Annotated in this window: 9 protein-coding genes; all 9 read right to left on the reverse strand. The window is 54.9% G+C overall.

The window, feature by feature from the left end:
* Positions 1 to 175: 175 nt before the first annotated feature.
* The gene (locus tag J2Z70_RS04585) at positions 176 to 3,877 is read right to left on the reverse strand and encodes a dynamin family protein (protein WP_209869888.1); all 3,702 of its coding nucleotides are present in this window, start codon (positions 3,875 to 3,877) and stop codon (positions 176 to 178) included.
* A 432-nt stretch (positions 3,878 to 4,309) separates the two neighbouring features.
* A complete protein-coding gene (locus tag J2Z70_RS04590; protein ID WP_036697991.1) occupies positions 4,310 to 4,576 on the reverse strand; it encodes a hypothetical protein in 267 nt (88 codons plus the stop codon).
* Positions 4,577 to 4,578: 2 nt separating this feature from the next.
* The gene (gene nth, locus J2Z70_RS04595) at positions 4,579 to 5,286 is read right to left on the reverse strand and encodes an endonuclease III (RefSeq protein ID WP_036697993.1); all 708 of its coding nucleotides are present in this window, start codon (positions 5,284 to 5,286) and stop codon (positions 4,579 to 4,581) included.
* Positions 5,287 to 5,498: 212 nt separating this feature from the next.
* Entirely contained in the window at positions 5,499 to 8,255 is a 2,757-nt protein-coding gene (locus tag J2Z70_RS04600; RefSeq protein ID WP_209869892.1) for an S-layer homology domain-containing protein, read from the reverse strand.
* 84 nt (positions 8,256 to 8,339) lie between these two features.
* Complete coding sequence (locus tag J2Z70_RS04605; RefSeq protein ID WP_209869895.1) at positions 8,340 to 8,999, reverse strand: GerMN domain-containing protein; 660 nt, start codon at positions 8,997 to 8,999, stop codon at positions 8,340 to 8,342.
* 105 nt (positions 9,000 to 9,104) lie between these two features.
* Positions 9,105 to 10,544, reverse strand: a complete 1,440-nt coding sequence (locus tag J2Z70_RS04610; RefSeq protein ID WP_036727191.1) for an N-acetylmuramoyl-L-alanine amidase family protein — start codon at positions 10,542 to 10,544, stop codon at positions 9,105 to 9,107.
* 199 nt (positions 10,545 to 10,743) lie between these two features.
* Positions 10,744 to 12,321, reverse strand: a complete 1,578-nt coding sequence (locus J2Z70_RS04615) for an N-acetylmuramoyl-L-alanine amidase (RefSeq protein ID WP_209869898.1) — start codon at positions 12,319 to 12,321, stop codon at positions 10,744 to 10,746.
* A gap of 191 nt (positions 12,322 to 12,512) precedes the next feature.
* Positions 12,513 to 13,115 carry a 3-isopropylmalate dehydratase small subunit gene (gene leuD / locus J2Z70_RS04620; protein WP_209869901.1) on the reverse strand — a complete coding sequence of 201 codons (603 nt, stop codon included), beginning with the start codon at positions 13,113 to 13,115 and terminating at the stop codon, positions 12,513 to 12,515.
* Positions 13,116 to 13,144: 29 nt separating this feature from the next.
* Positions 13,145 to 14,569, reverse strand: coding sequence for a 3-isopropylmalate dehydratase large subunit (gene leuC, locus J2Z70_RS04625; protein WP_036727197.1), 1,425 nt, complete (start codon positions 14,567 to 14,569; stop codon positions 13,145 to 13,147).
* Positions 14,570 to 14,577: the final 8 nt, after the last annotated feature.

A 14,577-nucleotide genomic window follows, 5' to 3' on the forward strand; every position in this document is an offset into this window, starting at 1 on the left:
ATGTATGCTGTTTTTCACATACATTCCGCCTTTAGGTGAGATCCGATACTCTTCTGCTCCTCACGGCGACTCTTCAGCCACATTCAGCCACAAAGTCACTCCACGCATCATTCAAAGAACTCTCAACCACAAATTCACACACGCCTTGTCCACAACAGGAGGATGCTATAGTTTCCTATACAACGGCGAAAGCCTGCTCCTGAAGCCGTAATTCTTCGGCGATCCGGCCCCAATGCTGCGCACCATCACCCCCTTTCAGCAGCGCCGACATGGCTGCCTCCTGTTCGGACAGGCCTTCACGCAGCTGATCTGCAGCCTGGGATAAGGCGGCTGCTGCTGCATCGGTATAAAATGTCAACAGAGAGTCCTCCTGTCCTTGCGCCGCCGCAGCCACCGCTTCTTTGAACCACGGCTCGGCAGCCGCGCGGATCTCTGCCCGGCCCGGCCCCTCAAAGAAGTGGCGCGGAGATTTGAAGCGGCTCCACAGTCCGGCCCAGTCCAGCGGAGCCAGTACGCAGTCCAGCTTCGCCGGTGCCGGCCAGCGCTCATCCGGATTCTCCAGCAGCTGAAGCTCCTGAGCCGGAATGGACAGCTCTGCTGCAGCCGCTGTAGCCGCCTGGGTCACGAATCTGCGCCCTGCCGACTCCAGCCGCAGGGTCGTTGCCCACAGCTCCTGCTCCAGTTCACGCAGAATACTGCGCTCCAGCTCCCGCCCGCAGGCGATGAAGATGTCCTTCAGGTTCCCTCCGTCTTCCCGGAGAATGGAGGGATGGAAGGACTCCTGGAAGGAACGCCCGAAGGAAAAGGCAATCCGCTGCCGGACATGATAGAGCAGCTCCGCACCTTCTCGGCGCAGGTCCCGGAGGGGGCGGTCTTCCTTAGCAAGTGCGGCCAGCCGCAGATTCGCCGCTTCCCGGCGCTGGCGGAACTGCTTCATTCCTTCCTCCTGCTGGTCTGCCTCCATCAGCGCAAGGCGTTGCCATTCTTCCGCGCGCCCACGCACCGAGCTTAGGCTGTCCCTGGCTGCTGCCAGAGACAGTCCCGGCAGTTCATCACCAGCGAACGCGGAGAGTGCGGCTTCAAAGCTGCCGAATCCCGAGGCTTCGTAGACTTCCGCCGCTCCGCTTGACTTACCCTCCAGCGCAAGCAGGCTGGACACGCTGTAGATCCGCGGCGAGGTCAAGCCTCCGGCCCGCAGATTTTGCGCCACATGCTGCTTCACCTCTTCAAGCTCCGCCTCGTCCGCTGCGAGGTCTGCGGCGTTGATGATGAAGAACATCTTATCGAGCGCGAAGCTGTCTTTGATTCTACCCAGCTGGGCAAGCAGGCTGCGGTCAGCCTTGGAAAAGGCGTGGTTATAATAAGTCACGAAGCAGATGGCATCGGCGTTCTTCATGTAGCCGAAAGTTACACCAGTGTGCCGGGCATGTAAGGAATCCGCACCCGGCGTGTCCACTAGTACAATACCGCTCCGTGTCAGCGGACTGTCATAATACAGATCCGTGCTCTGCACGAAGCAGGCGCGCTTCTCGTCTGCGACCAGGCTGCGGTATTCCGCCAGACTGACCGTCCGCTCTGTTCCGAGCAGCGGACGGGACTCCTCCCATCCGACGGCAGCTGCCCGCAGGAAGCCGGCATGCGGCAGCGCGGACGGATGGAGCCCGCCGGTCTGCAGCCGGGCCACGGCTGCGGTCCACGAGTCGTGCTGCGGCGTCGGCAGTTGCAGCACGCTGAAGGAATGGAGGATGTCCTCCCAGACCTCCTCCGCCCGCTTCATGGTGATGGCCGCCGTCCCGTGGGCGAAGCCGCCCTCCGGCGCCAGAATCCGCCCGACGGCAGCCGTTGCCGGATGCGGCGACACGGGCAGCACCTCTTCGCCCAGCAGGGCGTTGGCGAAGGAGGATTTGCCGGCGCTGAACGCTCCGAACAGCGCCATCGTGAAGCGGCCGCCGGCGAGATCCTCCGCCCGCGCCGCCAGGCTGCGCGCAGCCGAGGCCATGGCCGGCTCGCTCCGCAGCACCCCGGCCGCCGCGTGCAGCGCCGCAGCGGCCTGCGTCAGCCGGCGGCGCCCGCCCGCCGGCGTTGCCGTTCCCGCCGCCCAGGCCGGGGCGGCGCCGGGACTTGCCGCCGCTGCTACGCGCGGCGGCGTTTCCGGGCTGGCGGCGCTGAGCGCGCCAGCCGCCAAGGGCGGCACCCCCGGCAGCGCGCCGGGGGTGAGGGTGCGGCGCGGCGGCAGCAGCGCCGCAAGGGCGTCCGCGCGGGCGGCAGCCGCGCGGTCCAGGGCGGCCAGCGCGGCGTGGGCCGCAGCCTGCCGCCGCAGGGCAGCTTCGCGGCGCGCAAGCTCCGCGCGCCGCTCCTCCACCAGCGGCGGCAGCGCATCCAGCAGCGGCTCGCCGAAGGCCAGGACCGCGCGGCGGAACTGCGCCTTAATTTCTGCCGCAAGCGTGCGGCAGAAATTAAGCAGCGCCTCGCCCGAAGCCCCGGTCCCCGGCTTCACCTGATCCGCCAGCCACTGCTGGCTCACCGCCGGGAAAGCCTGCTTCAGCAGAGGCTCCGCCTCCTCCTGCCACAGCTCCAGGCCTTCCGCCCATTCGCGCACGAGCTGGAGAGTGTGCCACTCCAGCTGGGCAGTGATCTCTCTCTGCTGAAGGCTGTGCCAGTGCAGCAGCCGCGCTCCCTGCTCCTTCTCCCGCTTCGCAGCGGTGAAGAACAGGCCGCGCCGGAAGCCCGGCTGGAGGCTCCCGATGTATGCGCCCGCCGCGTCCCGCAGATCGGCCGGCATCAGATTCGTGTTGCCGAGCAAGGCGTCCAGCCTGCTGCGCAGCTCTAGCCGCGCCTCTTCAGGCAGCTCCTCCAGCGATGCTTCCTCCTGCATCGTTGCCCGGAGCTCTGCTTCCACAGCTTCCGCTGCTGAACCGCCTGCCTCTTCCAGCAGCGCAGCCCGCTCCTCCTCCTCCTGCTCACTATAATCCGCCAGGACAGCATCCGCCGTATGATGCATGGAGCGGGACAAGCTGTACTCCAGCAGCCCCTGCCGCTGCTCCAGCAGACCGGAGATCACCGCCAGCAGATCCTTCCACTGATTCAGCGGATGCTCCTCCACCTTAAGCGAAGTGAACAACAGTCCCGCAGAATGAATCCCCCATTCCCGGAAAGCGCTTTCCACTTGCTGCCGGTATTCCTCCAGCGGAATTTCCTGCTCTCTGTGCTTATCGATCTGATTGATGATCAGGTACAGCGGCTTGCCCCAGTCGCTAAGGCTTTTGGCAAACGCCAGATTATTCTCCGACTGTACATGATTGTAATCCATCACATAGAACACCGCATCTGCCAGATGCAGCGCCGAGCGGGTCGCCGCCTGATGGCCCTCGTCTGTCGAATCTACGCCGGGCGTATCCATCAGCACCCCGTGATTACCCAGCACCGGGACATCCTCCCACACCTCTATCGCTGAATATTCAGTTCCCTGGCGGCAGTAATCCTGAAGCCGGTCAGGCGTAGTCTTGATCACCCCGGGATTCCCTCCGGTGCTTCCGTCCACCGGATGAAGCAGCACCTGCGGTGCTCCGCTGCGGATCGATACAATATTGGCGCTGGTTGGAACCGGACCCGAAGGCAGCACGGCCTTACCGCAGAGCTTGTTAATCATGCTCGACTTTCCCGCCGAGAAATGTCCGCAGAATGCGAGTGTCAGCTCATCTGCCTGCTCCTTGATCTTTAGATCCGCTACGATCTGCGCACTCTTCTGTTCTCCCCATTGCCTCAGCCGCTCCTCAAGCAGCCTAAGCGCTGACGACCCCGCTGTAACCTGCTTCACTCTTTCCCGTTCTGCTCCCACAACATCCCCGCCTCCGCTGCGATCTATAGCTTCTTTCATTATTATTACATTTGTATGATTTATCTCACTGCAAGAATAGAACAATTATATTTTATCATCAGATCGTCACAAATCAAATGTCCACATTTACAAAATCAGCTATAAACCTTCACGAAAAACAAGATTTCGCAGATAGCATTCCAATCTCGCCCGTAAATACTGCTTATATGGGTTCGCAAGTGGAAACGGCTTTGCCGTCCTTTTAAAGGACGGTACCGTTTCAGCGAGAAATAGAAGGATAAGTTATCGTGTGCAACCTATAAATTCTTATATTTCAAAATAACCCCACAAAGTGGGGCTTTAGCGTAGGTGATGACTCAGGTACTTTGCGGGGACCCCAAAACATATACATTCTTATCTGCCAAAAAAAGAGGCTGCCCCGTTTGCCACTTCGTGGCTATGGGACAACCTCTCTAATCAACTTCAACCGAATTAAGCTGTTTCCAGCACGGGAAGCAGGATTTCAAAGACTTTGCCGTGCTGCAGAATGGTCAGGCCACGGGATTTGTCTTTCATTACGACAACCTCTGGCTTCGCGGACATACGCTCCAGGTAGAACTCAGGCACATCGCCGGAATGGCTGATTGTGATGCCTTCCACTTCCTGCTCTTCGTTCTCTTCCATCGGGCTGTCCACAACGCGGTCAAAAATATCAGAGAACGCTTCAAAATTATCAGTATATACAGAAATGCACTTCATCTCTATCCCATCCTCTTCTTCTCTAATTCTTGGTTAGCTTTCGTATGATCCTTAGCTTTCCTGATTACAGCAGTTTTCATACGTTTTTTGCCCTCCCGGCATACATCCAGCAGCGGGCAGATCTGGCACCCGGGATTCTGAGCCTTACAGTGATATCGCCCGAAAAAGATCAGCCGGTGGTGCGTCAGCGTCCATTCGTCACGCGGCACCGCCTTCATCAGCTTCTTCTCCACTTCCAGCACGGAATCTTTCCAGCCCGCAAGTGCGAGCCGTTTGGCTACCCGTTCTACATGAGTATCCACGGCAATCGCCGGAACGCCAAACGCATTGGAGACGACCACATTGGCAGTCTTGCGTCCGACACCAGGCAGGGTTACCAGCAAATCATGGGCCTGCGGCACTTCACCCCCGTACTGCTCAATCAGGATTGCGCAGAGGTTCTGAATATGCTTGGCCTTGTTGCGGAATAGACCAATCCGCCGGATATCCAGCTCCAGCTCTTCCAGCGGCACTGAGATATAGTCGATCGGAGCCTTGTACTTCTGAAACAGGTCCTCGGTCACCTTGTTCACTGTTGCATCCGTACATTGAGCTGAGAGCAGCACGGCTATAGTAAGCTCAAAAGCGTTGCTGTGATTCAGCTCACAATGTGCATCAGGGAACATGCCTCCGATAGTGTCCAGGATGTGGCGGACCTCTGCAGCTTTCATAGCGTCCCCTCCACGGAGCAGGTATGACTGCAAGTTCTCTTACAGCATATCTTCTCAAATCTGAAGAAATATAAGCAAAGATACATTATATCGTATACTTTCATAGCGTTCAAGCGAACACCCTGCTGCCCTTATATTTCAAAAAAAACGCCTTGATCCAAGGCAAAACCAAGGATCAAGACGGTGTTTCACACGGAAAATCACCAAAACGATTATTGTTTCACAATTTCTACAACCTTGCCGTTGTTGAAATACATTATAATATTATCATTTTCTTTGAGAGATTGCACGGATAAAGTCGTGTCACCTTGATGAATATATACATTTGGGGCAAGCCCAAACGTATAATTCTCAGTCAGCGTGGCGCGTTTGGTCAATATTTCATTCGTTGCGCTCTCATAACGGGCGAACGTCCGGTTCAACTGACTGAACACGGAGATGATCACTACACCGCTGGCATCCTTACGCACCAATACCCGGTCTGCTGTGGTAAGTCCGCTTAGAGCGTTCGTTGCAACACCGTCCCGGAGGATTCTCACCCCGCTGCCCGCAGTGAAAGGCTGGGAGGCTCCCGTATAATCCTTCACGGTGAACGTACCTGCTGCGGCATCCACTGCCGTTACCTGTCCGGCAACCTGTTTAACCGTCTGCAGGGACAGCGGTGTGGAACCGTCGAAGCTGAGATTCACGAAATCTCCGGCCTTCAGCTCAGTCAGCGCGATCTTCTGGCCTGCTTCGTTGGTAAGCGGCACATTCGCCAGGTTCAGCTCGCTGCTGTTGCTGCCATCCTCAAGCTTCACGGTCATTTTATTAGTGCCCGCATTGATGGTAGCAATCTCGAACTGGGACGACCCGTTCACACGCAGCACAGAGATGAGCTCCTGATTGCTGGCAAGCACTGCCGTTACCGGCACATTGAGCGGAACATCGGTGATGACTGCCCCGCTTTTGCCAAACATTTCAATGGCCTGCGGATAAGACATCGTCAGCAATTGTCCGTTGCCCAGCTTGAACACAATCGTTCTGGCCGAAGTATTGATAGCCGTCAGGGTGCCGGAATATTTGGTCGTCAAATCAACAGACATTGCACGCTCATTAATGGAGGTCACATCAATCTTGCGGTTCTCCACCAGTCTGGACCCCATCGTGGTCAGCGAAGTGGTAAGCAGTCCGCCGTACGACATCTTTGTTTTCTCATCCATTTTGACCACATGAGCCTTGCCGTTATTGTCCGTGAAGGTCAGGTACTGGGTCTTAGTGTTATAATCCACAACGGTAGCAGCAGTGTACTGTTCAATTTGACGGCTCAGCACCTCAATCTTGGTCACCTGATCATTGCTGTTCAGCGTAAGCTGCACATTGTCTCCGCCTGTTTTGTCAGCAATCAGGTCAGCCATCACCGGACTTACGGCGTTCGGAATCACAATGGCCGGATTAGTAGCAAGCAGATTAACCTCACGGGTGCCATCGCTCTTCTGATAGACTATCGTCGAATCTGTCAGCTCATAGATGAAGCCCTTCACTATGCGTTCCACTCCCGAGGTTACTTCCACGGAACGGATCGCATTATCCTTGATGGTATAAGAGACAGCAGCACCGGCTTTCAGCTCTGCGGGCTGAATAATAGAGCTCTGGGAGCTGAACAGCGTAGTCCCTTCTTCCCATTTGAAGGTTTCAACTGTGCCGTCGGCATTCTTGAATGTAATGCTCTTGGCAGCAGTGTCAACGCTTTGAACCGTGCCTTTAGCCGTCTTGTTCACAATACCGGAAGTGACCTGGACCTTCACAACCTTGCGGGAACCGGTGAAGGTTTCACGCAGCAGCGTAAGCTTGCTGCCGGCGGTAATCGAAGCAGGCTGAATAACGGCTCCATTCACATCCAGGAAAGCCGTGCCTGAATCGTAGGGATACTGATCATATCCGTTCGCGGAATCGACCCAGATGATACCCGGCGTATGCTTGGTGAATACACCTTCCGCCTGCTCAACCTGAACTGCCGAGTCTGTCAGCTCTACATATGCTGCGCTATAGGTGGCTCCAATTACAGTTACTTTCGTATAGGGCTGGATCTCGTTCAATGTGATGCGATTCTCGGAGGCACTGGTGTAGTAGGCGGTATTGGCATTCAGAGTGAATTCTAGCGTATTGCCGTTAGTGTACAATCCCAGCTTGCCGTCTTTGAGAGCACTTATTGTTCCTTTGAACGTATTGTCGTATTCCAGGCTATTATGCGCTTCAGCACGGCTGAAGAAGGTAGCCAGCTGTGCACGGGTCACAGCGCCTTGCGGATCGAAGCGGTTGCCGGTTAGCCCGTTAGCCAGTCCCAGCTCCACCGCTGTGTTAATATAGCCGCGTTTGTTCGCGGACACTTTGGCATCATCAGCAAAGCCTGTCGGCCGTCCCGCAGCCGCAGAAGCGGATGCACTCTGGCCAAGCGCACGGATCAGCAGCTCAGCGACCCATTCACGGCTGGCCTTTCGCTCGCCCCACGAGCTTTTTAGATTATCTGCAGCCATCTCCGTGGTCTTATCCAGCAGTCCTTGCTGGAAGGCCAGGATTACATATGGCTTATAATAGTTCGTAACAAGGAAATCATTAGGCAGCGCAACTTCGGTACTGGTGTTCACATTTCCCTGCAGCTTCATGAAGCGTAGCGCCATCAGCACCGCTTCCTGCTGGGTCACAGAATCGCCAGGACGGAACAGGCCGTTATTGCCGACCACAATTCCCTGGGTTGCCAGCTTATAGATATGCTTTTCGGCCCAGAAGCCTGTCTTGACATCACTGAAGATCCCTGAACCAGTTGCAGCCGTCTGCGAAGTCGCTGCAGCAACGGTTGCTCCGGTTGAAGCGTTGTCGGCAAAGGCAGCGCCTGCCCCGCCAAGCACCATCGCACCGGCCAGAACGGCAGATACCGCTTTTACAGAATAAGATTGAACCGTACGCTTTAATCGTTTTGGACCGGACAATTCGATATTCCCCTCTCTATGGCTTATCTGGATTTTCTATGTTGTTAATTTCGTTAGCCATCCGGCTTATTCCTGCCAAATAGCCTACAATCCGTTGTTCTCGCGGGTGATGGGATGCACAAGATCCACATGCCCCATCAGACTCTCCACCTGTTCTCCGTCTACCAGCACATCGATATTTTTCACTTCATCGAACTGGAAGAACATCTTGGACAATGCGTCGATCGCCAGAGCCTCGCCGCCTGCGCCAAGCTGTGCCTCATCCGGCTTATGAATATCCATCACAATCTGTCCATTGGAGAACTCAAGTGATTTCAGTTCAATCTTGTTCCACAGCGGAATCTGGTCAGCATTATCGCTCTTCTGGAGTGTTTTGAAGGCTTCCTTATATTTCTCCTCCGCATTCTTGAAGGTGATGGAGACATCAGCAGGAATCAAGTCGTTCTGTTGCAGGTCTGTATAATACGTCTTGATCTTAAGGCTCTGCTTCTCAGGCACTGCCGGTGCCTCCGTAGCCGCCGGAGTAACCGTTGCTGCAGGCTCAGGCGTGCTTGTAGCTGCCGGTGTGGCAGCGGGACTAGCGGTACTGTCATTCCCGGCATTGTTTCCTTCAGCGCCGCTGGATACCGAGGTTGAATCCTGACCGGACGCATCGGCCGGTGCAGCAGTAGGTTTGTCGCCGCAGCCCGAAATTACGAGAAGCAGCAGCGCAGCGATCCCTGCATATGTCAATTTCTTGTTCATTTGATTAACCCCCTCAGATGAATATGGGCAGGAGGGACCGCAAAGTCCTTTTGACCGCAATATAGGGTCTTTATCCGACTCTGCGGCCCCTGCTGCCGCCTGTTGTTATTGAATCCCGAGATACTCTTTAATTCCGCTGACCATCGATGCGGCTACATTGTTCTGCAGTGCTTCAGTGAACAGCAGAGCCTCGTCTTTCTTATTGCTGAGATAGCCCACCTCAAGCAGTACCGCAGGCATCTTCGTCTCGCGTATCACATGGAAGTTGCCGTAACGCACTCCCCTGTTGCTAAGCCCGGTCGCCTGCACAAGATACTTGTGCATCACATTGGCCAGAGCCTTGCTCGCGTCCCGCTGATAGTAGGTCTCCGTTCCGCTCGCAGCCGCTGATCCGCTGCTGTTGGCATGAACGGATATGAACAAATCTGCACCGAGGTTATTGGCGATTGCCGCCCTTTCCTTCAGTTCCAGGAAGGTATCATCGCTGCGCGTCAGCACCACGTCAATCTTGTTCTCCTGCCTCAGCAGCGCAGCCGCCTTCAGAATCACAGCCAGGTTGAAATTCTTCTCATATTTGCCGGTAACGCCAACAGCCCCTGAATCCTTCGCGCCATGTCCGGCATCGAGCACAACCAGCTTACGCCCGCTGTTGCCGGGCTGCGTTGAAGTGTCGCCTGGAGCCTGTGCGTTCAAATCAATGACAATGAGCTTGGAGGAATCTCCCGATACCTCTACGCTATAATTTTTGGGGGTATTAAGATCAATTACAAATCGGACAGTATAAGGATTAGTGCTATACAGCGAATAGCGGATACCGGAGACATCCGGATAATCCGTAACTGTCAGGTTCCCGTTCAGGTCAGGATCAAGTATTTGTCCTGTTCCGAATATATCCGAGAACGTGGCATTCGGCAGATCAACGATGATTCGGTCCGGTCCGCTGATCTTAGAGACCTTAGGCTCGGCATTGCCGTCTATGGCAATCGTGAACCGGTTCTCATTGAAGCTGATGCCGTTGATCATGCTCAGGCTGCTTGAGGGTTCTCCCGGCGGCACTACAACCGTCCCTCCGTCCCCATTACTTTGTTCGGGGTCAATGTTAGGCTCGGAAACCGGCGGGGTAATAAGATCTACAACCTTCTTCGTGTTATCCCATTTGACCGTAAGTCCGAACTGCTCACCAATGAACCGGATCGGTACGAGCGTCGTGCCGTTCCGCAGGAGAGGGGCCGTTGACATAATTACCGTCTTGCCATCGACGGATGCCGCAGTCTGATCTACGATCAGCTGAATGGCCTTTCCCTGCTGTTCAATCTTGATGGTCTTGCTTGTCTGATTCCAATCCACCTTGTACCCAAGGTTCTCAGCGATCATTCTTAGCGGCACCATGATGGAGTTATTTACATTTTCCACCGGAACGTCTTGTCCTGCATTCAGTTCCTGGCCATCCAGGAAGATCTTGTTCTGGCCAGCAGCGGCTTGTCCATGCCCTGGCAGCACCACAACAAAGAGCAGCAGCAACAGCATAAAAGCAAATTTCTTCATTCTTCACCTCTAAGACTCTAGTATTCCGCCCCCAATCGAGCGTTCTTGATGGCATGCCAACTGACAACCTTCGACATAGTGTAGACGCCTTTAGAACTTAAAAGTTGCGAATAAATCCCAACCAAAGTGGAAATGTCTGTGTATTCCCTATAGTTAAAAGGTATGTAGTACGGTTACAGACAACTCCGCTTATGCAGTGTTACAAACCAAGATATTCCTTAATTCCAGCTACGATTTCCCGGGCCAGATTATTCTGCAGCTGTTCACTATACAGGCCTGCTTCATCCCCCGCATTGGTCAGATAACCCGCCTCCAGCAGAATAGCAGGCATCCGGGTCTCCCGGGTGACATGCAGACTCTTCGAGCGGACGCCGTTGTCTTTGAAGCCGGTTCCCGCTACCAGATGCTTTTGCATAATCTCGGCAAGCGGCAGGCTCTCACTGCGGCTATAGTACGTCTCACTTCCGTTAACTTTGCTCCGGTTCGGATAGGATACATCCAGTGAATTCGCATGAAGGGATACGAACAGCGTAGCATTCGCCGCTTGGGCAATCTTCACACGATCCTGAAGTCCCAATGTAATATCCGATGTACGGGTGTAGACGACATCAGCCCAGCCTTCCTGCGTCAGAATAGCTCCCGCTTTCAGGATGACCGCGAGATTGAAGGTCTTTTCCAGCTTGCCTGTAAGGCTAACCGCACCCGATTGCTTTCCCCCGTGTCCGGCATCAAGCGCAATAACCGGTCTTCCGGTGAATCCCGGATTCACGGGTGCCCCCGTTTCGCTGCCCGTTACATTCAGATCGATTGTGACTAGTCCTGTACTCTCATCTGTACTTACCTGATAATTCTGGTAGCCCGTAGTCTGGATTACGAACCTGACCGTCGGGGGATTCGTACTGAATAATGCATAACGTATTTCAGTTACAAGCGGGTAGCCGCTCACATCCAGCTTGCCCTGCGGACTTCCTCCAGTAGATACGCCCGGGAAGCTCCCGCTGAAATCAGGGGCAAATGCCGCTCCGGCAAAATCCACTACGATCCGGTCGGGTCCGGTAACTCTCGTAACCGTAGCCTTGGCTCCTCCGGCAGCGGCTACAATCAGCCGGTTCTCGCTGAATACCGCCCCTTTCACTACAGGGGATGTAGCTGGCGGAGTCGGAGCAACTATAACACTTCCGTCCAATTCCTCCAGAGTCTCTGTGCCGCTCTGAGGCGGAGTGGTTGGTGACGGGGACTGAACTGCCCCTGGAGCCGCTTCGGTTGTTTCTGATGGAGCTGGGGTGGCTGACGGCAGCGGATCTGAAGCGACTGGCGCTGTCTCCGTTATTCCTCCGCTCAAGTACACCGTCTTATCCGTATTGTCCCACCCGACGCTAAGACCGAATTGCTCACTGACAAAGCGGATAGGCACCAGTACCGTCCCGCCGTTCTGCTTAGGCGCAGCATTGAGCGTCAGGTTCACTCCATCGGCTTGTGCGGTGGTACTGCCGACTGCAAGCTGTACGGATTTGCCGTCCTGCTGGACAGTTACCTTGCGGCTGCTCTGTTCCCACAGCACTTCGAAGCCCAGATTCTCCACCACTACACGGATCGGAATCATAACGCTTCCATTCACGTTCTCGAGGATTACCCCCTTAGGCAGTGCAAGCTCCTTGCTGTCCATCACGATCTTACCGGGGGTTGTTCCGGCTGCCGCAGCTTTGTGGCCGGCGAATGACAGGAGGAGCAGTGGCAGCAGCAGTAGAAGCAACACCCGTTGTCCGGCTTTCTTCATCCTTTCCTCTCCTTTGGTCCATTGATAGATTTGCAGATAAGATTAAGACGACAATAATCCCCAAAAGTTGCCTTCGCAGGCAATAATATCTCGATTATAGCAAAAAAACTTCTATTTCCGACACCCGGAAATAGAAGTTTTGTGTAAATACTAAGAATAAATATGCTTCAGCCGTTAACTTAACTTAGCTCTTAGGCAAAAAGCTTGGCTGCATGACGCTCTTCATAAGCAGCAATCTCATCGGCATGCTGAAGTGTCAGGCCGATATCATCCAGCCCCTGCAGCAGGAACTGGCGGCGGTGCTCATCCAGCTCAAAGGTGATGGCCAGACCATAATCATCACTCAGCTTGTTGTTCTCCAGATCCACTGTAAGCGTGTAGCCCTCATGCTCTGCCGTGCGGCTGAAGAGATCGTCTACCTGGGCCTCTGAGAGCTTGATCGGCAGAATGCCGTTCTTGAAGCAGTTGTTATAGAAAATGTCGGCATAGGATGGCGCTATGACCACTCTGAACCCGTAATCCATGATGGCCCAAGGCGCATGCTCCCGGGAGGAGCCGCAGCCGAAATTCGCGCGGGAAATCAGCACAGAGGCTCCCTCATAACGCGGTTTGTTCATCTCAAATGCCGGATTGTCATTCCCTGCTTCATCAAAACGCCATTCGTAGAATAGAAATTGGCCAAAGCCTGTGCGCTCGATCCGTTTCAGGAACTGCTTGGGGATAATCGCGTCCGTATCTACATTAACCCGGTCTACCGGGGCTACAATTCCTGTTAACTTCTTGAATTCTTCCATTGCTGAATCCTCCTGCTCTCTCAATTATTCTATGAGTTGACGGCTTCCGTCTTGTAGTTCCAGTCACGCACATCCGTGAAGCGTCCTTTGATGGCTGCCGCAGCCGCCATGGCAGGAGAGACCAGATGCGTGCGTCCGCCGCGTCCCTGACGTCCTTCGAAGTTACGGTTAGAAGTAGAAGCGCAGCGCTGGCCCGGCTGCAGAACATCCGGATTCATCGCCAGGCACATACTGCAGCCGGCTTCACGCCATTCAAATCCAGCTTCGGTGAATACTTTGTCCAGACCTTCCTTCTCGGCCTGCATCTTCACGCGCCCGGAGCCTGGCACAACAATAGCTGTAACTTTGTCAGAGACCTTATAGCCTTTGGCTACTTCAGCCGCAGCCCGCAGATCCTCAATCCGGCCGTTGGTGCAGGAGCCGATGAAGACATAATCAATTCCGATCTCGGAGATCGGTGTACCGGGAGCCAGATCCATATATTCAAGCGCCTTCTCGGCTGCTTTGCGTTCATTCTCGGTAGTGAAGTCAGCAGGGTTCGGTACGGTGGAGTTGATATCCGTTCCCATACCAGGGCTAGTTCCCCAGGTAACCTGCGGGATAAGTGTTTCTACATCGAATTCGACCACAGTATCATACTGGGCGCCTTCGTCACTAACAAGACCCTTCCAGGTCTCAACGGCGGCATCGTACGCTTCACCCTGCGGCACATATTGACGTCCGCGCAGATAGTTGAAGGTTGTCTCGTCCGGTGCGATCAGGCCCGCTCTTGCTCCGCCTTCAATCGACATGTTACAGACGGTCATACGCTCTTCCATCGACAGCTCACGGATAGCTTCGCCGGTATATTCGATAACATAGCCAGTTGCAAAGTCCGTTCCGTATTTGGCAATTACGCCGAGAATCATGTCTTTGGCAGTCACACCCGGATTACGTTTGCCGGTGAAGCGCACTTCCATGGTCTTGGCCTTGGATTGCTGCAGACATTGGGTGGCAAGTACATGCTCCACTTCGCTGGTGCCGATCCCGAAGGCCAGTGCACCGAAGGCTCCGTGTGTGGAGGTATGGCTGTCCCCGCAGACAATCGTCTTGCCGGGATGGGTCAGGCCAATCTCAGGTCCCATGACGTGAACGACACCTTGGTCAATATCATTCAGGTCAAACAATCTTACGCCAAAATCACGGCAGTTCTGCGAGAGCGTATCAATCTGCTGCTTGGAGATCGGATCGGTAATATTGTAACGGTCCTTGGTAGGCACGTTATGATCCATTGTGGCAAAGGTAAGTCCCGGACGGCGGACTTTACGGCCGCTCAGGCGCAGCCCTTCAAACGCCTGCGGAGAAGTAACCTCATGAACGAGATGCAAATCGATATAAATAATGCTCGGCTTGCCTTCTTCCTGATGAATAACGTGATTATCCCAAATCTTCTCAAACATTGTCTTGTTGCCCATGAATTTCA

The sequence above is a fragment of the Paenibacillus silagei genome (assembly GCF_017874735.1).
Lineage (GTDB): Bacteria > Bacillota > Bacilli > Paenibacillales > Paenibacillaceae > Paenibacillus_AQ > Paenibacillus_AQ silagei.

Bases quoted from the DNA above. Each gene is read 5' to 3' on its own strand.
- J2Z70_RS04605 (WP_209869895.1), bottom strand. From the start codon at position 8,999: ATGAACAAGAAATTGACATATGCAGGGATCGCTGCGCTGCTGCTTCTC.
- leuC (WP_036727197.1), bottom strand. From the start codon at position 14,569: ATGGGCAACAAGACAATGTTTGAGAAGATTTGGGATAATCACGTTATT.
- J2Z70_RS04585 (WP_209869888.1), bottom strand. From the start codon at position 3,877: ATGAAAGAAGCTATAGATCGCAGCGGAGGCGGGGATGTTGTGGGAGCA.
- J2Z70_RS04590 (WP_036697991.1), bottom strand. From the start codon at position 4,576: ATGAAGTGCATTTCTGTATATACTGATAATTTTGAAGCGTTCTCTGAT.
- nth (WP_036697993.1), bottom strand. From the start codon at position 5,286: ATGAAAGCTGCAGAGGTCCGCCACATCCTGGACACTATCGGAGGCATG.
- leuD (WP_209869901.1), bottom strand. From the start codon at position 13,115: ATGGAAGAATTCAAGAAGTTAACAGGAATTGTAGCCCCGGTAGACCGG.
- J2Z70_RS04610 (WP_036727191.1), bottom strand. From the start codon at position 10,544: ATGAAGAAATTTGCTTTTATGCTGTTGCTGCTGCTCTTTGTTGTGGTG.
- J2Z70_RS04615 (WP_209869898.1), bottom strand. From the start codon at position 12,321: ATGAAGAAAGCCGGACAACGGGTGTTGCTTCTACTGCTGCTGCCACTG.